This is a genomic window from Pantoea sp. E956-1 (assembly GCF_982223955.1).
In genome coordinates, this window is record NZ_CEUYZP010000014.1 from 84775 (window position 1) to 106681 (window position 21907).

The following is a 21907-nucleotide window of genomic DNA, read 5'->3' on the forward strand; positions in this document are numbered from 1 at the left end:
AAAGAGGGAGATCCAGGAAGGGGGAGGGTGGTGATGCAACTCTTTTTCAGTCAGTTTTCTCAGGTTATCCACTGAATAGATCCAATAACAGATCCATTTAAGATCCTTATTAAGTTCCCTAAAGATCCCAGCATAGCCTCAGGCCACGGTATGACTGCGTTAAAGCCAGGTAGATAACCACTATAACGAGTAAAACAACCACTGTACCGAGACAAATAACCACTATGGTAAGTAGATTAACCGCTGTAGTGAGTGATAGTATCCACTGTATCGAGTAACAGCGGCTCTCGCCTGTTCACATCACGGATCTTCCTAATGCCAAGAAAAGAACCAGATATCCTGAACATAGCTGATGCGTTTAGTGAAACAGACAAGCGTACAGGTGAAGTTGTTACTCTTACCCCCAACAGTAACAACACCGTCCAGCCGGTAGCATTGATGCGACTCGGTTTATTTGTTCCGACGTTAAAATCCACAGCGCGCAGTCAGAAAAACCAGATGAACGCCATGGATGTGACCCAGGATCTTAAACAGTTATCCCTGGTCAGGTCAGAAGGCTATGACAACATCAAGATTCTGGGTGCACGCCTGGATATGGATAATGATTTCAAAACCTGGGTCGGGATCATTCGTGCTTTCGCTACGCATGAGTGTCTGGGAGACACGGTAACGCTCTCATTCGTAGAATTTGCCAAACTATGCGGCATACCCTCAGTGCGGCTCTCCTCGAAGCTCAGAAGCCGTCTGGACGCTTCGCTGACGCGTATTGCCTCTAACACCCTGACTTTTACCAGTAAGGGCGGAGAGAACTACACGACGCATCTGGTGCAGTCTGCGAAATACAGCATCAAGAAGGACACGGTAACGCTGCAGGCCGATCCCAAGATCTTTGAGCTGTATCAGTTCGACAGAAAGGTTCTGCTGCAGCTTAAAGCCATCAATGAGCTGGCTCGCAAAGAGTCGGCTCAGGCGCTCTACACCTTCATTGAAAGCCTTCCGCCGAAGCCTGCCCCGATATCTATGGCGCGTCTGCGGGCCAGACTTAACCTGACATCGCGCGTGATTACGCAGAATGCCACCGTCAGAAAGGCTATGGAACAGCTAAAAGAGATCGGCTATCTCGACTACACCGAAACCCGACGCGGCTCGTCTGTCTACTTCTGGGTTCATTATCGCCATCCTAAGCTGCGCCCGGCCGAACTGCCGCTCAGTAAATCAGGCCTGATCGACGATGAAATGGATGAGTTTGACGATCTTGATATCGATCCCGACGTTATTGACGCCAGTCTGCCGGAACCGGTTATTGAGGAGGATAGCACTGAGCTGGTGATGGTCTCGCGTGAGGAAAAAGAGTTACTGAACAAAATCAGGAAGCAGAAGAAGCAGTGAGACGTTTTCTGTAAACCTGCTCTTCCGCTTTTTAGCGTTAATCGGGCTATACTGGCGGATAACCACTGTAGCGAGTAACGCGACTCACTATAGTGGTTATCGGTCACGCAGGAATGTGTGGAACGCCTGCCTGAATACTGCTGATCGCCATAGTCACCCCTCGCCATTCGGCATAAACCTGAACTGAGCCTACGGTTTTGTTTACTCTCTATAGTGGTTAGTCTAAGTCTGAAGGCACGCAGAGAGAGCGTATCAGCCAGAAATCGATGCTGTCTTCACTCGCTATAGTGGTTATCTCACCGGATTCCAGCCAGAAAGTGTGCAAGACGTAAAGTATTTACGCAGGCTGGGCAGGAAAACTCGTGTTCTTAGTTTACTCGCTATAGTGGTTATCTCTTTCTGCACCGTGGCTTATCCTCTCTTTGTCGTTCACCCAGCGCGAGTAAAACACTCGCTATAGTGGTTATCAGATTGTTTTATCGCTAAAGCGGTCAGTTAATGATCAGATATCAACATCAGGGGTGAAATATTCTCGCTACAGTGGTTATTAAATGGGAGCAGAAATGGGGAGCTTACTCGCCATAGTGGTTGTTATCATCAATGGCCTGTACTCGCTAGAGTAGTTTCTTTAACTTTAGTAAGCACTTACTATCAGTATATTCCCTTTTATAAAAGGACTTTCTTTATAAAGATAAAATGCAAATGCCCATAGAGAGCCACTCGCTACAGCCGTTCAGGCGTGTGCCTACTCCAGGTTTTTGCAGCCTTGCAGCTCAATTTCATTTTCAAAAGCGTGTCAGCAAGGCCTCTCAAAGGGTGTGCCATACGCAATCAAGAATGAAAATTCATTGTTGAGAGGGGGCTCGGGATTTTACTCGCTACAGTGGTTATGACAGAGTGAAACCCTCGATGGAATGCCTGAATGCAGGGGGGATGCACCCCAGTATCTTGATAGAGAAGGCCGGATAACAGATTTAGCTGTTCCGTTTACTCACTACAGTGGTTTCCAAAAGCTGAATAACGGTACTTTACTCGCTACAGTGGATAGGTGATGAAGTTTGATACTAAAAAACGGATTTGCAGCCACTGATTTTCTCTCTGCATGAGCAAAACAGGTGATTTCACTCGCTACAGTGGTTATCGGATAGAGCTAAGCCCGGATGATGGAAGAGATTAAGGTATTACCTGAAACGCCAGGAAGACGATACCGTCTTCCTCTCGAAAGATCGGGGTCGGGGGATGTAGCGGGGGAGGGGAAATGTGTATCAGGAGGCCGCTGCGGCTTTGCTTGCACCAGGCAGGACATCGGTGAACAAAGCGGCCACTCTCTGGCGTACCGCTTTATCAACATTGGGACAGAAACAGTTACATCGCCTCACGGTATTCCGGCCAGGCAACGGATTGTGCTTCATAGCGTCCTGCGGCTGCGAACAGCGTGCCCTGGAAGTTGATCACGCCTGCAGCCTCCAGCCACATCCACTCTTCTGCCTGTACGATCCCTGCGGCGATGACGGTGATTTCCAGCGCTGAACAACATTTGATAATCGCCTGAACCACTGCCTGCTTTGGACCACTGCGATGAACATCGCGGGTAATACCGGCATCAATTCGAATGCGGTCGGGCTGAATGTGAGTCAGCAATGACAATCCCGCGGAACCGTCACCAAAATTGTCAATCGACAGACTAATACCGACCGCTTTTAACGCGCGAACGGCTTCAGTAAAAGCTTCCAGCTGCGAGATCACCGCCGTTTCACTCACGCCGATAATGACCTGTTCGGGGACCAGTCCCGCCTGCTGAATAGCGGTGACAATCTGATCGACGGCATCGGGTATGACCACCAGCGTCATAGGCAGCAGGCTGACGTAAAGCGTCATGCCATCGGGACAGACCTGCCCAGCGTGGGCAAACGTCTGTTTCACGGTTTTCAGATCGCTAACATAAAGCTGATCGCCTGAGGCTTCGTCGGCGGGAGCAGGCCGCAGGGTGGTCGCTTCAATCGCCGTAACCTGACGAGCCAGGGGATCCACTACCGGACGGAAGCTGACGCCTTCTGTCTCCGGACGGGAGTCCGGCACATCATTATGTTCAGAAATAAATTCCCAGTAACCCGGCGGGAGGACCTCGTAGTAATTCTCTTTCTCACGGGACTCTACAAACGTACGCAGGAATTGCAGTGCCCGATCATCATAGGTGAGACGGTATTTTGACGTCCCTTTATCCAGCACGGCCTGCAGCAGTGACGAGCGGTCGTGTTCACGCAGGTCAAAGAGTGCCATGCCCGCATTACCAAAACGGCGGTAAGGCGCATAGTCACGCATCAGTTCCACCACATTATGGTGCCGTCGATCTGCACAGATTCGCTGATAAACCGTCTGAATGCCTGCTTCCGGGCCTTCAAGCAATTGAAAAAAATGGGTACCGTTAAATAATAAGATGCCGGTCACGTCGTGAGCCGCATTTATTTTGCTGGCGTTGTCGACCATCGCAGGCAGGGTTCTGATGGGAAAGTCATCTGAAATATGGCTGCGGTATATTATGGTAGTCAGCATGTGCAGCTCCGTTTTATAAGATTGTTGCGCACACGCTAACATTGTTCAAAAAATGTTTCATCTCTCCTTATTCACTGCCGCACAGACTGCACCACAGCAGGTGGCACTAAGCGAAGCGGTAAATCGCGGTCCCCGGTTTCAATAAGCGTAGCGGTAGAAAAGATGCTGAGTCTGAGCAGATGGACTCACGCTTTCTGCATAATAAAAAAGGCCGCCGTAATGGCAGCCTCATAGGTCAATCGGAAACCCTTAAACGCAATCTGAGATCAGATTGCGCCGAGACCAGTTTAATGACACTCACCACGCAGCTTCCAGTGAAGCCAGTGATCCAGGGCTTCTTCATTCAACGGCTTCGAATAGAAATAGCCCTGAGCCTGATCGCAGCCATACTCGGTCAGGGATGTTACTGCATCCGGACACTCAACCCCTTCAGCCACCACGGTATAGTCCAGCTCTTTGAGCATGGCGATGATGCTGCGTGCAATGATGCGTGAAGCCGTGTCAGAGGAAAGCTCACTGATCAGGGAACGATCCAGTTTAATCACATCAAGCGGCATGCGACGCAGATAACTGATATTGCTGTAGCCGGAACCGAAATCATCGAGTGAAATCGTGAATCCTCGTGCTCTGAGCATCTCCAGCCCGCGCAGGGCGGTCGGGCTTTCAAGGATACGTTCGGTTTCCAGGCATTCGATTCCCAGCAGAGAGGTCGGGAGCTTAGATTTAACCATCTTACTTTCCAGCGCTGAAGCGAACCCCTCGCGCGCAAAGTCACGTACGCTGACGTTTATTGTTAGCGGCAGCTGGATGCAGTTATTCCTCAGCCGGCTGAGGCGCTCAACCGCCCGATCGATAATCCAGGCAGTCAGCACAGAGAGCAGATCGGTCTGCTCAGCCAGCGGAATGAAGGCGGCAGGAGAAAGTTCGCCCCGACTGGGATGTTGCCAGCGGATAAGCGCTTCAAGGCCCACCGGTTTACCACTTTGCAGGCAAATTTTTGGCTGATAGACCATATATAGCCCGATGTTCTCGCGTAACGCCGTTTTAAGATCGGTCATCAGCAGAAAATCTTCTGAACGCTGCGTTTCAATTTCAGCTTCAAAACGCTGAGAGGGCAGCCCACGGCCGACCGCTTCATGCAGCGCACTGACCGCACGGCCTAATATTTCAGACGCTGGCATGCTGCCAGCGACAAAGTCAGCCTCACCGGTATGGGGAGTCAGTGCGACTGACAGACCTTCATCCATATCCGCACTGATGCCTTCCAGGCGACCGGCTACCCACGCTGCACTGAGCCGGCTATCCGCACGGGTCAGGATAGCAAAGCGGCCGGTGGCCACCGTATAGATCATCTCCCCAACCGCCGGGCGCAGGCGCAGCGGCAGCAGAGTGGCCATATCTTTCAGCAGACTCTCAACCGGGCTCATTCCCATGGTGCGGGCCAGTTCGTAAGCACGCGACATATCAATGCAATCAATCAGGACCAGACGGCGTGGCGTGGTATCGCCGGCAACGGCAAGATATTGCAAATCACGTATCAGGCGCTGACGGTTAGGCAGTCCGGTCACCGGATCGGTAAAACCCGCCGAGTGCCAGGCTTCAAGAAAGGACATTACCAGCGTAGAGAGCAGCGTTAATGTCGTCACCTGGTCACTGGGAAACGCATGTGGCTCGGTATCGGTCACACATAGTGTACCCAGAATAATGCCATCGCGTGTTTTCAGTGGGACACCGGCATAAAAGCGGATAAAGGGTGAGCCAGTGATCAGCGGATGCGTGACAAAACGCGCATCGTAATAAGTATCAGGGACGATCACCGCACTGTCGCTATCAACCACGTGGCGACAAAGTGAATCCGCACGCGTTGAGCGTTGCAGATCAAAATTGTGTGATGCCCGAACGGTCTGGAACTCGTCATCCAGCACCGATATAAAGCTGCCCGGGATACCCAGGGCCTGACTGGCTAACCGGACAAATTTCCGTAGAACTTCATCGCGGCTTTCATCAGGGGCGCGCAACGCCTGTAAGGCGCGGCTGCGGCGCTCATTGTCGCCGTTTAAATTGTTTAACATGTGTGTAGAACCCCCGCACCGGCTGATTACGGAGCGAAAAAAGAAACTGTCCGGAGCGAAATGTCATTCGGGCGGCAGGAAATATAGCGTATTTTTTATTTTCACCCGGATGATAAGGGACTATGCAGCGGGTGTCTCTTAATATTTTCTTTAACGCATTAAAGGGGTTGTTACGATTCGAAAATTTAATCGAAGATGTGCATGGTTATTTACATTTGCTCATTTTAAATAGGCTCGAGAGTTTTTCATTATTGTTAATGTTTATTTCCTGTCAGAAGATGAATATGCATTCAGGAGGGTTAACGTTAATTCTAAGTCAGTTTTAAAGCGAAACAGGTCTGCTGACAGAGACAGGATCGCTACCCGCAGATTGTTCGGGAAGGTAACGTATTAAAAGATAAGCTAAAAGCCGGTGAAAGATGCAGGCTGGCAGAGATGACCTGTCAGTGTAGTCATGGCTGCTACAGGTCAATCCACCGCCAGGCTGACAGTAACACAGTGCTTAAGGCAGCAATCCGTTTAACCTTTCATGCCGTTTGAGTTTTGTATCGGACGACGTGGCGGCGGGTTTTGTTCCAGCCAGTCACGTACCTGTTCGGTCCGTGGTCCTCGCTCGCGGATTGCACGTGTCAGCCTTTCCTGTGTCGTGCTCAATTCCTGGGTCCAGTAGGTGATTTGCCACTGTTCACGAATCTCCACCTGCGACAGATCGTCAGGTGAGCGACGCTGGATAGGATTTTTCATTCATTATCCTCCTCTGGTTTCAATGATGCAGCCTGAACATGAACCTCAGGCTATAGCACTATCCTGAGGAACAAAGCGGCCTTGAGGTAGCGGATTAATCCATGAATGGTCCTTAAGGCAAATAACAGGATAATTCCTGGCAGGAGGAATAAAGCACTCTAAGAAAATAGAAAAGTCTCCGTATGGACGAAATATGCCGCTTCGCTTTAAAAAAAATCATGCATGATTTTTAAAGCTGAAATTTGACATTTATTTAAAATAGTCAATTATTCTCAGGTCTTTTCATTCTGGCCGCTTTCTGGTGGCTTCGCTTCTATTGATGGCGAAGTGCTGTGTCATCGCGGTTTAATCATGTTGAAGGAGTCTTTGTTTGGTGAATCGTCCCCCCAGGCCGCCTGTGGTCGTCCAGAGTAATGTGCGTGAACTTCGTCTTGCCGCCGGGCTCTCTCAGCAAAGCGCCGCTGAGCGTTTTGACCTTAGCCTGCGAGTCTGGCAAACCAAAGAAGCCGCAGGTAATCCGACATTATTAAGTCAGGGCGAATATGAGCTGCTGTTATTACTGGCTGGCTGTCATCCCCATTTCGTTCTTGCTCCTCAGAGCAAAAAGTAACGGGCTGCGTTAATACCCTGAAATTTATTTCTGTGGTAACCAGCTGGTGGATAAAGGTTAAAAAATTATATTTACCGACTTGAAAGCTGACTATTAATCCCTATTTATGAAGATGATCGGAGACCTGATACCGATCAGATGAGCTTTTGGATGAACCTGTTCAGGAGATTATCACTATGTCAGTACAACAATTTACAGTTTTCCCTTCGCTGGCTGATTCTGCTTTTTCAGACCGCTTTAGCCGCATCGATAAATTGTTCAGTCAGCTTACTGGCGACAGCCCGTTAACGTCGGTACCCGATTACGATCTGCAGCGGGTAGAGGATAATCGCTATGCGCTGACCGTGAGCGTACCCGGCTGGAAAGAGCATGAACTGGAGATCGAGTTACGTGGCGGACGGCTCTCCGTGGCCGGTCACAGAGAAAAATCGTCCCAGGAAGCGTCTGGTGAGGCCCGGCAAGAGAACAACAGCTGGATCCACCGCGGCATTTCCCGACACGATTTCCAGCTGAGCTTTTCAATTCCAGAGCACATGAAAGTGACCGGAGCCAGCCTGGCGGAAGGCCTGCTTAGCATCGATCTGCTCCAGGAAATACCGGAGAGCGAGAAACCACGCCGTATCCCGATTGCGATCGGTGGTCAGCGTGCGCTTGAACATCAGTAATATGAACAGGGCGGAAACAGCACAGGCTGTTTCCGCCTTTTTTAATCGCGGCCAGGGAAGGGGGTCAAAAGCGTTCAGGCGCTGGCAGACATAAGGCTGATTTGTGACTGTAAACCGGTATTCGTACCGGTCAGCATAATCGGTTCGCCCGCCTCAAGACTGGAGTGAAATGCAGCCTTCATTGCTGCACTGATACCATCACCACACCACATCAGATGATGCTCAAAGCGGCGTTGCGCCACGGCAGGAACACCTGACGCGTCTGCTGCAACTTCAACCCGAAAACCCTGTCCGTTCAGCCGTATCGCTTCCATCCAGATCTCGGTCTCATCCGTGACGCTGACTGCTTCAAGAAACAGCGGTACGGTGCTGCGTCGTTGTGAGGCCAGCGCCAGGCGCGCCCACTGATTGACTACCGCCGAATGAAAGCGCTGCTGGCGCCGCACCGCACCTTCGCTGAGGTCAGTGCGGAGCCAGAGATTGAGCGGCCGCAGGTAGCGATTAACATAATCATCACCGCAATAGTCGGTATTCATCATCTGTAGTTCGCGATCAACATCTGCGTCCGTATTATGTGCCAGCAGATGCAACATATCCTCTTCCCGACAGGCCCAGCCGCCAGGCAGCGTAACGCTGGACCAGTTTAGCGCAGTATGGATATCAAACAGCGTATGACCTCCTGAGGTCATTTCACGTACACAGAGCGCACGCGTAAGTTGATTATCCGAGTAGCCATCAGGGCCAGGCGGCGTTATCAGCCCGGCACGGCGCCAGCGGCGCAGAGTTTCAGGAAGAACACCGACGAGACCACAAACGGTGTCGGTAGAGTGTTGGGGCATAGTGACTATCCGGAAGGCTTTGAGATCCCCTGATAAGGGACGATAAACGCAGTATGCGCGCCGGGAATAAATAAAGAAACAATCATTTCCATAATCTATTTTCGCACCCGATGCAGAGATGTCATCAGCTGAAGGGGATTAAACAGTATGGGGAGCGGCAGGGCAGGCGCCGGGCGCAGAGAGGCCCGGCGATAAAGAACGCGTTACCAGTGGTACTTATTGGAATCTTCCCACTCTTTTACTTCTTTTTCGGCACGGTCTTTCTCGTAGCCGTAGCGTTCCTGAATTTTACCGACCAGCTGATCACGCTTTCCTTCTACAACGGTCATATCATCATCCGTAAGATCACCCCATTTTTCCTTAACCTTACCTTTGAACTGCTTCCAGTTACCGCCAATGCGATCTTCGTTCATGGTGACTCTCCCATTTCCGGTTGTTATCCAGGGACCTGATGAATATCTGTGTTGCCTGATGGCTGTCAGATGAATCAAGCATGGCACAGCTTTTGCTTTTTGCAGCGAAGCGGTGTGAGCCGCATCAAATTATGAACAAAAGGGCTGAGAGGAGGGATTATCTCTGCGGGGTTATCCCGGGCGTTGTGCTGGCCAGCTCACTGCAGGCAGGGCATTGAGGGCAGGTCGGGCAAACAGAAAGCCCTGGTAATAGCGAACCCCTGCACCTTCCAGCCAGAGCCACTCTTCAATTTTTTCGACCCCTTCCGCGATAACCGTGATTTCCAGCGCCTGGCAGCATTTAAGGATGGCCAGTACAATGGCCTGACGCGGGCCGCTGCGGTGGATATCGGTGATGAGCTTACGATCGATTTTAACTTTGTCGGGCTGGAAATCGGCTAACAGCGACAGGCCAGCGAAACCGGCGCCAAAATCGTCAAGCGCCAGGCTGATCCCGGCCGCTTTCAACTGCTGGACAGCAAACTGGAATGCGTCAAAGCGCGAGATCATCTCATCTTCGGTCACTTCAACCACTACCTGCTCAGGTCGCAATCCCTGTTGCCTGATCTGCTGAATAAGATGTTCAACAGCATTATCGATTACCACCAGTGACATCGGCAGCAGGTTGACGGAGAGCGTCTGCTCGCGCAACCCCAGATGCCTGGCCAGCTGGAAAGCGTAGGTTTTAGAGTGCAGATCACTTTGGTAGCGCTCGCTTTCAGGCAACTGTGAAAAATAGTCTGCAGGTGATGCGCCGTGCTGACCACGAATCAGGGCTTCAAAGGAGATAATCCGGTGCTTCGCTGCATCCACAATAGGCTGTAGCGCAAATTCACAGCACTGACCCGGTACCGGTTGCCAGACAGGCTGAGATTCGGAGATGAATGGCGTTGTCAGCGTCCACTTACTGGCCGGGTCAATCTTGATAAACGTCTCTTTATCCCGGCCCTCGACAAACGAACGCAGGAACTTCACCACCCGATCATCTCTGATCCGCTCATCACTCAGTGTGACCCGCTTAAGCAGGGCATCCACCACGGTGTGTTTCTGGTAATCACGCAAATCAAACAAGGCCATACCGGCATGGCCGAAGCGACGGGCAGGGGCGTAATCCCGCATCAGCTCGATCAGGTTAAAATGCCGCGCATCCTGACTGATGCGCTGGAAAACTGTATGAACATTGTCAACGCTACCTTCAAGCACCTGAAAAAAGTGCTGTCCGTCATAGAGCAGTATCCCGGTAACTTCAGCCTCGGCATTTTTGATGCTGGCGCGCTCCACTAGCGCCTTCAATTTCTCTGACGAGACCGACCCCGCAAGCTGGCTTCGATAAATAAGGGTGGAGAGCATAATCAGACTCACATGACAGAAGGTAACCGCTTAACCCTATCATAGAAATATCGATGGTAAAGGGCACAACTACGGTCATTATGCCGTTATGCTTGCGGCATTAATTTGTTCATAGATTCAGGGAGTACTTCAGGCTACGGCTATCAGCAGATCAGATCGGCTGGTGGCAATGACAGGGCGCAAAATGAAGGGAAAAGAAAAGCCCCTGCAAAAGCGGGGGCGAACAGCAGATATAGCGCATTATTATAACGTTACGGCATCCCTGGTGAGGCGCCGGTCAATCTGATGGTGCCAGATTATTACGCACTTTTTATTCTTCTTACCATGTCGTTCTGGAAGGCTTTTAAAGCGCGTAAAAATCCGTTTCTCTGATATTTCGGAAAATTGTTTTGAGATTCAATCTACTGCTTCATGCTTTTAGTGATGACAGCTCAGTTAATGAATTATCAGGTTACAAATCAACCACTTTTCAGACACTCCCTTAACGCCATCAGCAGACTTCTCCGAAACGCCTGTGCGTTGTCGTTCTGCAGTGACAATCAGATGTCGATATCGGCGGTAACTGAAAAAATGCCCCCGTAAAAGGGGGCAAGGGTAGGAGTCAGATCACTCTGTAAAAGAAGTGGATTTCATTACAGAGCCATTCAAAGATAGGGCAAAAACGATTTTTTTGCCGCTACGGTTAACCATTTTTTTAATTAGATATCAAACAATTAAAAAACCAACTATATACAATCTTTTTTTAATCAATACCTTATCAGGACATGAAATCGATTTCTAAGATTAGGATTAAAGTCCTGCTTCGCCCGCTGATGCTGCCAAAAATGGCCACAATTCAGCGAGTGCGCAGCGGTCTGAGAGAGCTGCACTGAGCGGACTTGACCGCTTCAGTAAATAATTGTACTGTTTATGCGTACAGTATTTTGTGGATTGAGAGCCAGTGTGGAGTAATGAGATGTCACAGGACGATGAGGTCTGGTCAGCATTCAGAGAGGCGATGAGGCAGGATGATTCCGGTCAGTGCACAGTGAGTACGCGGGATTTTGTGGCCGAACTGGAACAGCGCAACTCACCTCACACGCTTCGAGCCGCGAATGTCTGGATAGAGATGCACATCACCACTTTCAGCGACATCTCAATTGAGCCTGGGGAATGTCGGCTGTTTCAGGTTACTGCGGCGCGCAATTAAATGGTTCGCAGCGCCACAGTGCAGACCCGGTAAGAAAGCGTTTCAGCCTGCCCGCTGTAACAAGTGCAGGCTGAAGCAGGCATCATAGCCTTGATGTATTACTGCGCATGTCAGACCGATCCTGGAATTTAGGATTCGTAGGGTAGCTCTTTTCGCATGCCAGGCGAGCCAGATTCAGTGCGACTTTGCGTTTTTTAAGCTTTAATTTCGGCAGCCACTCTTTGAACTGTGCCGTGAGCGAGGCTGCCTGCTGTTCATTGGTGACCCGACAGATAAACAGTTTGCTCTTGGTCTGACGACTGACATCAATGGCATAGATCTCAATACCTGCGCTGCATACTTCATATTCAACATCTGTAAACTGCATGTGTGGCCAAAGACCGGTTCTGGTTTCAAATGTGGCTAAATCCATGACGACTACCTTTTTTTTATTTTAAGCGTTATTGCTATCCAACAGGCTAAAGCCTGGTCGGGCCAGTGAGCATAGACCAGAATCAGTATTCCGCCAGTGATTTCACTGCTTTAATCTGGCCCTGACACAAATGGGTAAATTCTCACACAGTCGTCTTTCAACAGATAAGCCTTCAGACACCCTTTTATCAGAGAATCTGATGGTATCCTGTCATTCTGGTTTTTTCTCCTGCCGACGCTATCTTTAAAAAACCCTGCTACTGTAAGGGATTCTGCGATCTCTTTCGAAGTCAACCCCCCCCCTTAGCAATCATTATCTTCAGTAAATCTGTTGAGTTAGCTTGCTAATTATCAGAACTCAATGAATGGCTGCTGCCGCCTGTTCCTGACCATGTGGTAGTGGAAGGCCTCGAAGAAGTCACCTGGCAACTTTACCGCAGATGATGAAGTGTAAAAAGGTGTATCAAAATAAAAATGAATATATAGCCGACTGATCTCCTGGCTAGTTCACTCTGTGACATCCGCAAGGAAAAATAAAAAAATATATTCACTGTGATTAATTAAAGCCCTCCAGACTGGAACCGATAAGAACCATTCAGCTTTGTATCATGTCCAAATTATTCTTTTTTGCCGGGGGCAAGTATGACTATTACACAACGTCTGGTATTGATTTTTTCACTGCTTGCAATGTCGCTGATTGCGTTGGTGATTATCTCTTTATCAGTAATTTCGGGCTTTCAATCCCGTTTTGAATATGTACAGATGAACGCGATACCCAGCATTCGCGATATCAATAAATCGATCAGCGTCACCAACCAGTTGGGTATTGCACTTTATCGCCACCATAGCACCAGTGATGCAACAAAATTCCCGGCTGCGGAAAAGCGAATTGAGAATCTGCTTCAGCAGATTAAGTTGCTCAATGATTATTATATGACTAACGACATCTCGAACGATGAAGATAAAGGGATGACCGAACAGGCTTATAAAAATCTGGATGCGGTCCGCAGCGCATTGCCGGCCTTTCTTGCCGCGTCACGCGCCCATGATGATGCGGTCACACTGCCATTATTACAGAGTGAGAACGGTATTGGTGCCGCAGCCCGTAAGATGGAAGCGGATTTCACCCGTCAGATTCAGTTCAATATCGATATTGGCGAACAGCTCAGGGCGGAGAATAAGCGCGTTTATACCCAGACACTGTGGGCATTGTCTGGCGGATCGCTGCTGCTTATTCTGATACTGGCCGGTTTCTCCGCCAACGTGATCCTGGGTATCAAAAAGAGTCTCTCTGGTATGGTCAACACCATGACGCAGGTGAGTCATACCCTCGACCTGACCCATACCGCGGAAGTCAGCCGTAAGGATGAGATCGGAAAAATAGCGATGGCATTTAATCAGCTGCTGGCGCGCGTCTCCGGCACGCTGCTTTCCGTCAGTCACGCCGCGCAGTCAGTCAGTACCGGATCAACGCAGATTGCAGCGGGCAATGAAGATCTCTCTGCGCGTACGGAAGAACAGGCGGCTTCACTGGAGCAAACCTCAGCCAGCATGGCAACACTGAGCGAAACGGTGCGACAGAACTCAGAAGGTGCGCAACAGGCCAGCAGCCTGGCAAATAACGCGAATCACATGTCAATCCAGAATGGGACGGCGGTGAAGCAGATGCTCACTACCATGGATGAAATCCGCGCCAGCTCTGCCAAAATCTCTGAAATTACCGGTCTGATTGAAGGTATCGCGTTTCAGACCAATATTCTGGCGCTGAATGCGGCAGTCGAGGCGGCGCGTGCCGGTGAGCATGGTCGCGGCTTCGCCGTTGTCGCCTCTGAAGTCCGCAATCTGGCGCAGCGCTCCTCTTCGGCTGCCCGTGAAATTAAGGATCTTATCTCTACGTCGGTTTCACAGGTCGAGCACGGTTTAGAGCAGGCCAGTGGCGTGGGGGCAAACAGTGAAAATGTCCGTCAGGCGATTCAGCAGGTGGCCGATCTGGTCAATGAGATTGCAGCGGCTACCTCAGAGCAGAGCAAAGGCATTGAACAGGTTCATCAGGCCATTGGCCAGATGGATGAAGTGACACAACAGAACGCCTCGCTGGTGGAAGAGGCCTCATCCGCCTCTAAGTCCCTGCAGGAACAGGCAGAGACGCTCTCAGGGCTGGTGGCGACCTTTACGCTGGAGAGCAATCACCGCGTAGCGCAGTCGCAGCAGACCGTTGCCGTACGTCGCGCGGTATTGCAGGTAAGGCAGCCTGATCGCCAGGCTATCGACCTGACTAAGGCGAACTGGGAAAGTTTTTAAGGGTTAAGCAGTAACATAATGGCCTCCACAATGTGGGGGCTTTTTTTATCCGTAATGTGTGTAAATAAAATAAATTTAGCTGAATTAAAATAACATGTAATCGATTTCAATATTAAGGTTAAGATAACTCTTTAGGGTTATAAAGAGTTTCAACGATATTGGGTCAGAGTGTTTATTTGCGGGGGAAGTGTAATGATAATTAATACGATATAGCCAGGATAACTGTTATCGGCGATTTCTGAGCCAACTTGAATTTCTTTATTTTCAAAAGAATAATGCTGAAGTCAGCCTTACGACTTAATGCGTTAAGCGAAGCGTTCATTTTTCATCTATATGATAATTATAACTATTTTTGAGTTTAGCTTAAGATGATCTTGCAATAAATATCGTCATTAAATTCACTGAAAAAGAGTTGATCGCAATCTATACTCCTTGCTGTTGTGATACCTGTTTCTCTGTCTTTATATGAAAACCTTCTCTTCATAGCAACATTGCGCTGCATGAGACGCCTCTGGCTATGTAAAAGAAAAAGTAAAAATAATAATACACAACCTATTTTGTGCACTACTCACCTGCACGCCTCACACATCAGAGCGAATAAGAATGAAGAAATTACTCGACCGCATTAATCTGCCAGCGAAATTCCTGCTACTGGGATCTTTTGCACTGGTGCTGTTTATTTTACCTACCTTTCTGTTTATTCAGACGGGCAACCAGCTTATTGATGCCAAGCAAGTGGAGCTATCTGGTATACCGGTAGAGAAAAAAGTCCTGAAGCTCCTTAACCTGCTTCAGCGGCACCGCGCAGAGAGCGCTATCGCCATCTCCCTTAATAAGGCTGATAACGCACCCCGTCTGGAACTGGTTACCCAAATCAACGCGTTGTCCCGAACGATTGCTGACGATCTGCGCAAGGATGATCAGCAGGCACAACCGCTAAATTCGCTGCAACGGGTGAATCAGGAGTGGGGGCAGCTGCAGAACGATATCAACGGTGGCAAGCTGACCCTGGCTACCAGCCTGACGCGTCATGCCCACCTGATTCAGGTATTGCTGGATACGAATCAGGATGTGCTGGATTTCTACCAGCTGTCGCTGGATGCGGACTTAAATACCTATCAGTTGATTGTCAGCATTTATAGCCGTCTGCCGCTACTCACTGAAACTCTGGGTCAGATTCGGGCCAATGGCACATCCCTGCTCGCGAGCGGAAATATCACTGATGCCGATCGCAGCCGCCTGGCGTTCCAGATTGATAATGGCAGAACGGCCCTGGCGCAGTTCAGCAGCAATCTCGATAAAGTGTTTTCGATTGAGCCGGCTCTGAAAACCACTTTTGCTGGTATGGCACAGGATGCAAATCAGCAGGCACAAGGCGCCTTGCAATTGGCGGATAGCGTGTTTGTGAGCGGGCACGCCAGCGTGGCACCGGTTGAATATGTGCGGGTGTTTACCCAGGCGATCAACCGTTACTCGGAAATCGGTGATCAAACCAGTACCCGACTGCAACAGATGATGGACGTGCAGATCGACGCGAGGCGCCAGTCACAGTATCTGTTGCTGGCCGGTCTGCTGGCCGTGGCGCTGCTGGCCATTTTAGTGGCCGTGATGATTACCCGTTCTGTTACCCGTCCGGTCAAAGACGCCGTTGAAGTCGCCAGCCGCGTCGCGGCAGGTGATCTGACGGCACAGCTGACCGTTTCCGGGAGCAACGAAATGGCTGAACTGCTCAATGCGTTGATGCGGATGCAACAGCGTCTTGCCCAGCTGGTTTCTGATATCAAAGGCAACGCGGCTACCATCGCCAACTCTTCAGAAGAGATTGCCCGGGGCAATGGTGACCTCTCATCACGCACAGAGCAGCAGGCGGCTTCACTGGCTGAAACGGCTGCCAGCATGGAGCAACTGGCGGCCATCATTCAGCAGAATGCCGATAACACGCGCTTTGCCTCTGCCCGTGCAGAATCTGCCACTCAGGCCGCGCTCTCCAGTGGTGCAGCAATGGATTCGGTGATGGAGACCATGCACAAAATTCGTGGCAGCTCAGGCAAAATTGAAGAGATTACATCGGTGATCGACAGTATCGCCTTCCAGACCAACATTCTGGCACTGAATGCGGCCGTCGAAGCGGCACGCGCCGGTGAGCAGGGCAAAGGTTTTGCGGTCGTCGCGTCTGAAGTGCGGGCGCTGGCACAACGTTCAGCCAGTGCAGCTAAAGAGATTAAGGGTCTGATTGAGCAGTCGGTCGGCCACGCGCAGGAAGGGATCGCTATGGCGCAGAACGCAGGCGATAAGGTGAAACAGAGCGTCAGCGCCATTGAACAGACCTCTCAGCTGATGCGCGACATCACTTCTTCATCTGAAGAGCAGAGCAGTGGTATCTCGCAGGTCAATATTGCGGTGAACCAGATGGATCAGGTGACGCAGCAGAATGCCGTGCTGGTCGAAGAGTCGGCCTCCTCAGCAGATGAACTCGCCGCGCGCGCAGGGCAGTTACGTACGATGGTTGCGGTGTTCCAGACTGCATAATGGTGTTAAACAGCCGCCTGCGGGCGGCTGTTCTCTTCTTAGCGTTTATCGCCTGCTACGCCTGATGATCCTGCAGACAGTCCAGATACTTCTCTCCCGACCGCATCACCTTCTCTTTTGCCTGCTGACGGATATCCTGCCCTTCAAATGCGCCATACAGTTGCCCGAATGTCACGCCAGAGAGCCGATGCAGTATGTCGCCTACCGTAGCGGCTGACAGCGGCAGCATATTCGGGTAGCTCCACATAAACGACACGCCATGCGCACCCGGCGTAACCTGGATAATATCACCCGCCAGAATCACGCCTTCTCCTTCATCCCAGTGCAGCACGCTGCCGCCGGGAAAATGGCCGCCCAGCCGTAACAGCGTTACAGAGGGCATCAGCGTCAGCGACTCGCCCTGCCATAACTGGATATGCGGACTCTTCCGCACAATCCATTGGCGATCGCGGGCGTGCAGATGAATGGGCGCGTTAAATGCTTCAGCCCACTCCTGCATGGTGGTGTAGTAGTGCGGATGTGAAATCGCGATAGCATCAATGCCGCCCAGCGCTGCGATCAACGTGTAGGTGGCATCATCAAGGTTGGCAATGCAGTCCCACAGCACATTGCCGTGCGGCGTGCGCAGCAGAAAAGCGCGCTGGTTGATGGCAAACTCAGGCACGGTTTTAAGACTTAACAGCGCATCGCTATGGGCCGTCCACTTATTGGCGTGGCCGGTGCGCAGTTCATCAAACGTGATCCAGCGCTGACCGGCTGCCGGAACGTACTGGCGTTCATCATCACAGATTTTACAGTGCTGATGAGTGGAATGCGCGGGATATGCCGTTCCGCAGGCGGTACATAACATCGTCATGGTGATCTCCTTTGTCTCACTCAATCTTATGCACACCGGCGAAAACCGCACTTTCCTGAGGCCATTTCGTTACGCGATTACGGCTGACGGCGAAGGGTAATCCGGGTGAGTTCTGAGGGACGGCCCAGCCTGACCGCCATGCCTGGCCAGAGTGCTGTGCCGTTATTCACATAGAGCTGCATTCCGCCGACCTGATAAAGCCCGGAAACAAACCCGGCGTTGGGTTTAGCAAATAGCCGGTCCAGCCCGATAATCAGGCCGCCATGCGTATGCCCTGAGAGCTGGACATCCACGCCCTGCGCTGCGTTCTGGCGTGCATTGCGTGGCTGGTGATCCAGCAGGATCACCGGCGCGTCTTCAGGGGCCTGTTCCAGTGCGCGGGCCAGATCCGGGCCGGCCGCGTTTCTGCCGGGTGCGGAGGCGTCCGGCAGGCCAGCAATCACCAGCTTTGCGGTTCCGCGCTGAATAACGGTGTGACTGTTGAGCAGAGGTTGCAGACCCAGTGAGGCCAGATGCGCCGTCCAGATCGCCTGATGGAAGAAATATTCGTGGTTGCCAGTGATAGCCCATACGCCGTCAGGCGCTGCAAGCCCGCGCAGCGGCGCAACGTCCAGCCGTCGATGCGCCAGGCTGCCATCGATCACATCGCCCGTGACCACAATCAGATCGGCTTTGAGAGACATTGCCCTTTCAACCATTGCGGCGGTCCAGGTCGCATTAAATAACCGGGTAATATGCAGGTCGGTCAGTTGCAGCAGCTGATAGCCATCGAACTCAGCGGGCAGATTGGGCAGCGCAAGGGTCACCTCTTTGACCGGCGGCACGCGTATTGCCTGCTGAACGCCAAAGGCAGCCAGCCCCATCGCCAGCACGACGGCCAGATAACGAACACCGGGCACCAGCTCCAGCGGATGACGCAACAGCAGGGCAATCAGCATGACCGCATCCATCAGCATCTGAAGCAGCGCCAGCAGCAGCACGGTGCTGTACGCCCAGTTAAACAAAATGATGATAATGCGTGGCATTTCAGCGGAGAAAATCCCGCCCGAGGTAAAACGGCTCACCAGCAGATATTGTGAGGCCAGCAGCACCAGTGCGGAGAGCAGGATCTTGATAGCCAGTGGCAGAGACAAGGGAATAATGACGCGCGCAATAACATACCAGCTCGGTAAGCTGAAAATCAGGTGAAACATGGCATTTTTCCGGTAGGGCGCTGGACATCTGCGCAGGCAAAAAAAGACGATCGTTTATAGAGCCGTTTTCAGGACGGTAATGTATACGATGCTACCGCTTGGGTTGCTTCACGTCGGGTGCTTTACAGGCGATAAATCAGGAAGAAAGCATCGGTAACAGGATGCCTGCAGGGTGAAAAAGCGAAAACAGCGTGACCGGAGCACCGGCCACGCTGGCAACATTCACGTATTGAGACGCCTGACTAGCGTAAAACGCCTGAGGTCGTCTGGGTCTCGTCAGTTACACGTTTCATGGATATCGGAATGCTTTTATAGGCGGGAATGCCGCTTTTGGTATCGTGGCTGTCGAGCGGAACCATCACATTGGCCTCCGGGTAGTAAGCGCCCACCGAACCTGGGGCCATATCAATAATCACGATGGTCAGGTTTTTCATCTGGCGCGAGGTGGGATTGCCATCCGGGTCCAGCGCCATCAGATCGACACGATCACCGACCCGTAACTGTCGTTTCTCCGCCTCTTCCGCATTGATAAACAGCACATCACGGCGGCCTGTCACGCCACGATAGCGGTCATTCAGTCCGTACAGCGTGGTGTTGTACTGATCGTGACTGCGCAGGGTAGTGAGTACCAGATCATGGCACTTCAGTGAGCGGGGATCTTCATTGATGCCCTGCATCACCTTAAACTGCGCACGGCCAGAGGGGGTGAGCCAGACGCGCTCTGAGGCGGCATTATGCAGCCGGAATCCGCCCGGATGCTTAATCCTCTCATTGAAGTTTTCAAACGCCGGGAACACCGCTTCAATGGCATCGCGGATGCGGCTGTAATCGGCTGCCATGGCCGACCAGTCAACCACGCTGTCCGGCAGCGTTGCCTTCGCCAGTGAGGCGACCAGCGCCGGTTCAGACTTAAGATGGGGTGAGGCGGGATCCAGCGAACCGCGTGAGGCATGCACCATCGACATCGAATCTTCCACGGTGACGCTCTGCGCGCCGGTTGCCTGAACATCGGTCTCTGTTCGGCCCAGCACCGGCAGCAGATAATTATGTTTACCCAGTAACAGGTGCGAGCGGTTCAGTTTGGTCGCCATATGCACCACCAGATCAAGATTGCGCATCGCCGGGAACGTGACCTGTGGATCGGAAATCGCCTCTGCCAGGTTGCCGCCCAGACAGAGCAACGCTTTGGCTTTGCCATCACGCATGGCCTTAATCGCTTCAACGGCGCCGTGACCATGCTTCTGTGGCGGGCGGAAACCAAACACCTTCTCCAGGCTATCAAGCAGCGACTGCGGTGGGATCTCAGTGATGCCCACCGTGCGATCGCCCTGCACATTGGAGTGACCGCGTAACGGACAGATACCGGCGCCCGGCTTGCCGATATTGCCGCGCATCAGCAGCAGATTAGCGATTTGCTGCACGTTCTGAGTACCGTACTGGTGCTGGGTAATGCCCATGCCATAACAGATGATGGTACGTTCAGCGCTGGCGTAGAGCCGGGCGATATGCTGGATCTCCTCACGCGCCATGCCCGAGACTTTCAGGATATGCTCCCAGTCCGTGCTCTCCAGATCGGCTTTCAGGGCGTCAAAGCCTTCAGTGTGCTCAGTAATAAACGCTTCATCAATGACGCCGGGTTCGCCTTTGCTCAGCGCCTCCTCGTGCATAGTGAGCAGGATCTTCATCACCCCTTTCAGCATCGCTGCGTCACCGCCCACCCTGACCTTGTAGTAGGTCGACGCCAGCTCAGTGGAGCTCATTGACAGCATCTCAATCGGGCTCTGCGGCGAAGTAAAACGCTCCAGGCCACGTTCACGCAGCGGGTTGATCGCCACAATAGTGGCACCGCGTTTCGACACTTCCCGAAGCGTGCCCAGCATGCGCGGATGATTGGTACCTGGGTTGTGGCCAATACAAAGGACCAGGTCGCAGTGATCAAAATCTTCCAGCTCTACCGTACCTTTGCCGACGCCAATTGACTCTGGCAGCCCGACGCTGGTCGGTTCATGGCACATGTTTGAGCAGTCAGGGAAGTTATTGGTGCCATATTCGCGGGCGAAGAGTTGCCACAGAAACGCCGCTTCATTGGAGGCGCGTCCCGAGGTATAAAACTCGACGCTGTCCGGATCGTCGTAACTGCGCAGATGCTCACCAATCTCCCGGAACGCCGTCTCCCATTCGATGGGTTGATAGGTGTCGGTAGCGGCATCGTACTTCATCGGATGGGTCAGGCGGCCTTCGCCCTCCAGGTGCAGTGCGCTGCGCTCCCACAGTTCTGTCACAGTATGAGCGGCAAAAAATTCCGGTGTAGTGCGCTTGCTGGTCGCTTCCCAGGAGACGGCTTTTGCGCCGTTTTCGCAGAACTCAAAAGACGAGGCATGTTGCGGGTCGGGCCAGGCGCAGCCCGGACAGTCAAAGCCCTGCGGCTGGTTGACTTTAAACAGGGCGATCACATCCTGTTTCACTGACATCTGGCCGCGGATAGCATCGGCAACCGCCTTCAATGCGCCCCAGCCTCCGGCAGCGCCCCCATAAGGAGCGATGCCATTTGTGCGATTTTGCTCTTTCATAATGCTCCACATTGTCTCTGTTGTTATTTATTAAGCCTGGTACAGAAAGAGTTGCAACAACGTGGAAACGGGCTGTTATTCAGGGAAAATATTTCTCAAAATGTTTCGACAGTCCGAAACGTAAGCCGCAAATCAGTTCAGCACATCAGATGAAGCGCAGCGCATCCGGGCGGTTGCAGAATAA

16 protein-coding genes are annotated in these 21907 nt (G+C 51.8%); 6 read left to right on the forward strand and 10 right to left on the reverse strand.

Translation table 11 applies throughout. From position 1 onward, the window contains the following. Positions 1–315 precede the first annotated feature (315 nt). Entirely contained in the window at positions 316–1389 is a 1074-nt protein-coding gene (locus AC0T7J_RS23120) for a RepB family plasmid replication initiator protein (protein ID WP_473797599.1), read from the forward strand. A 1365-nt stretch (positions 1390–2754) separates the two neighbouring features. Here the strand turns inward: AC0T7J_RS23120 and AC0T7J_RS23125 are convergent. From AC0T7J_RS23125 to AC0T7J_RS23135, 3 genes are all read right to left on the reverse strand, one after another. After that, a complete protein-coding gene (locus AC0T7J_RS23125; RefSeq protein ID WP_473797602.1) occupies positions 2755–3942 on the reverse strand; it encodes a diguanylate phosphodiesterase in 1188 nt (395 codons plus the stop codon). Between the two features lie 287 nt (positions 3943–4229). Continuing rightward, the gene (locus tag AC0T7J_RS23130; protein ID WP_473797606.1) at positions 4230–6014 is read right to left on the reverse strand and encodes an EAL domain-containing protein; all 1785 of its coding nucleotides are present in this window, start codon (positions 6012–6014) and stop codon (positions 4230–4232) included. 519 nt (positions 6015–6533) lie between these two features. Continuing rightward, positions 6534–6758 carry a DUF3606 domain-containing protein gene (locus AC0T7J_RS23135; RefSeq protein ID WP_473797609.1) on the reverse strand — a complete coding sequence of 75 codons (225 nt, stop codon included), beginning with the start codon at positions 6756–6758 and terminating at the stop codon, positions 6534–6536. 370 nt (positions 6759–7128) lie between these two features. Between AC0T7J_RS23135 and AC0T7J_RS23140 the strand changes: the two genes are divergently transcribed. Together AC0T7J_RS23140 and AC0T7J_RS23145 are read left to right on the forward strand one after the other, a co-directional pair. Then, on the forward strand, positions 7129–7368 hold the full coding sequence (locus AC0T7J_RS23140) for a transcriptional regulator (protein WP_473797611.1): 240 nt from the start codon (positions 7129–7131) through the stop codon (positions 7366–7368). A 176-nt stretch (positions 7369–7544) separates the two neighbouring features. Beyond that, positions 7545–8033, forward strand: a complete 489-nt coding sequence (locus AC0T7J_RS23145) for an Hsp20 family protein (protein WP_473797614.1) — start codon at positions 7545–7547, stop codon at positions 8031–8033. A gap of 74 nt (positions 8034–8107) precedes the next feature. Here the strand turns inward: AC0T7J_RS23145 and AC0T7J_RS23150 are convergent, their stop codons facing one another. From AC0T7J_RS23150 to AC0T7J_RS23160, 3 genes are all read right to left on the reverse strand, one after another. After that, complete coding sequence (locus tag AC0T7J_RS23150) at positions 8108–8872, reverse strand: MerR family transcriptional regulator (RefSeq protein WP_473797617.1); 765 nt, start codon at positions 8870–8872, stop codon at positions 8108–8110. A gap of 203 nt (positions 8873–9075) precedes the next feature. After that, positions 9076–9285: a CsbD family protein gene (locus tag AC0T7J_RS23155; protein ID WP_010256969.1), complete on the reverse strand. Its 210-nt coding sequence runs from the start codon at positions 9283–9285 to the stop codon at positions 9076–9078. A 171-nt stretch (positions 9286–9456) separates the two neighbouring features. Beyond that, positions 9457–10674 (reverse strand): diguanylate phosphodiesterase, encoded by a 1218-nt coding sequence (locus AC0T7J_RS23160; RefSeq protein ID WP_473797621.1) that lies wholly within the window; start codon positions 10672–10674, stop codon positions 9457–9459. A gap of 955 nt (positions 10675–11629) precedes the next feature. Here AC0T7J_RS23160 and AC0T7J_RS23165 point away from each other — a divergent pair. Continuing rightward, positions 11630–11863: a DNA polymerase V subunit gene (locus AC0T7J_RS23165; RefSeq protein WP_473797624.1), complete on the forward strand. Its 234-nt coding sequence runs from the start codon at positions 11630–11632 to the stop codon at positions 11861–11863. Positions 11864–11945: 82 nt separating this feature from the next. On the opposite strand, the gene AC0T7J_RS23170 is transcribed toward AC0T7J_RS23165, so the two are convergent. Further along, entirely contained in the window at positions 11946–12275 is a 330-nt protein-coding gene (locus tag AC0T7J_RS23170; protein ID WP_473797627.1) for a hypothetical protein, read from the reverse strand. Between the two features lie 641 nt (positions 12276–12916). On the opposite strand from AC0T7J_RS23170, the gene AC0T7J_RS23175 reads away from it, so the two are divergent. After that, a complete protein-coding gene (locus AC0T7J_RS23175; RefSeq protein ID WP_473797630.1) occupies positions 12917–14575 on the forward strand; it encodes a methyl-accepting chemotaxis protein in 1659 nt (552 codons plus the stop codon). Between the two features lie 603 nt (positions 14576–15178). Continuing rightward, positions 15179–17104: a methyl-accepting chemotaxis protein gene (locus AC0T7J_RS23180; protein WP_473797633.1), complete on the forward strand. Its 1926-nt coding sequence runs from the start codon at positions 15179–15181 to the stop codon at positions 17102–17104. Positions 17105–17159: 55 nt separating this feature from the next. Here the strand turns inward: AC0T7J_RS23180 and AC0T7J_RS23185 are convergent, their stop codons facing one another. The 3 genes from AC0T7J_RS23185 to AC0T7J_RS23195 all read right to left on the reverse strand — a co-directional run bounded on the left by AC0T7J_RS23185 (position 17160) and on the right by AC0T7J_RS23195 (position 21723). Continuing rightward, complete coding sequence (locus AC0T7J_RS23185) at positions 17160–17960, reverse strand: MBL fold metallo-hydrolase (RefSeq protein WP_473797636.1); 801 nt, start codon at positions 17958–17960, stop codon at positions 17160–17162. A 77-nt stretch (positions 17961–18037) separates the two neighbouring features. Beyond that, positions 18038–19153: a metallophosphoesterase gene (locus AC0T7J_RS23190; RefSeq protein WP_473797639.1), complete on the reverse strand. Its 1116-nt coding sequence runs from the start codon at positions 19151–19153 to the stop codon at positions 18038–18040. Between the two features lie 242 nt (positions 19154–19395). Further along, complete coding sequence (locus AC0T7J_RS23195; RefSeq protein WP_473797642.1) at positions 19396–21723, reverse strand: FdhF/YdeP family oxidoreductase; 2328 nt, start codon at positions 21721–21723, stop codon at positions 19396–19398. Positions 21724–21907 lie beyond the last annotated feature (184 nt).

Coding starts and splice junctions, on each gene's coding strand:
- AC0T7J_RS23155 (WP_010256969.1), bottom strand. CDS start 9,285: ATGAACGAAGATCGCATTGGCGGTAACTGGAAGCAGTTCAAAGGTAAG.
- AC0T7J_RS23120 (WP_473797599.1), top strand. CDS start 316: ATGCCAAGAAAAGAACCAGATATCCTGAACATAGCTGATGCGTTTAGT.
- AC0T7J_RS23165 (WP_473797624.1), top strand. CDS start 11,630: ATGTCACAGGACGATGAGGTCTGGTCAGCATTCAGAGAGGCGATGAGG.
- AC0T7J_RS23180 (WP_473797633.1), top strand. CDS start 15,179: ATGAAGAAATTACTCGACCGCATTAATCTGCCAGCGAAATTCCTGCTA.
- AC0T7J_RS23125 (WP_473797602.1), bottom strand. CDS start 3,942: ATGCTGACTACCATAATATACCGCAGCCATATTTCAGATGACTTTCCC.
- AC0T7J_RS23160 (WP_473797621.1), bottom strand. CDS start 10,674: ATGCTCTCCACCCTTATTTATCGAAGCCAGCTTGCGGGGTCGGTCTCG.
- AC0T7J_RS23150 (WP_473797617.1), bottom strand. CDS start 8,872: ATGCCCCAACACTCTACCGACACCGTTTGTGGTCTCGTCGGTGTTCTT.
- AC0T7J_RS23185 (WP_473797636.1), bottom strand. CDS start 17,960: ATGACGATGTTATGTACCGCCTGCGGAACGGCATATCCCGCGCATTCC.
- AC0T7J_RS23195 (WP_473797642.1), bottom strand. CDS start 21,723: ATGAAAGAGCAAAATCGCACAAATGGCATCGCTCCTTATGGGGGCGCT.
- AC0T7J_RS23130 (WP_473797606.1), bottom strand. CDS start 6,014: ATGTTAAACAATTTAAACGGCGACAATGAGCGCCGCAGCCGCGCCTTA.
- AC0T7J_RS23135 (WP_473797609.1), bottom strand. CDS start 6,758: ATGAAAAATCCTATCCAGCGTCGCTCACCTGACGATCTGTCGCAGGTG.
- AC0T7J_RS23175 (WP_473797630.1), top strand. CDS start 12,917: ATGACTATTACACAACGTCTGGTATTGATTTTTTCACTGCTTGCAATG.
- AC0T7J_RS23190 (WP_473797639.1), bottom strand. CDS start 19,153: ATGTTTCACCTGATTTTCAGCTTACCGAGCTGGTATGTTATTGCGCGC.
- AC0T7J_RS23145 (WP_473797614.1), top strand. CDS start 7,545: ATGTCAGTACAACAATTTACAGTTTTCCCTTCGCTGGCTGATTCTGCT.
- AC0T7J_RS23170 (WP_473797627.1), bottom strand. CDS start 12,275: ATGGATTTAGCCACATTTGAAACCAGAACCGGTCTTTGGCCACACATG.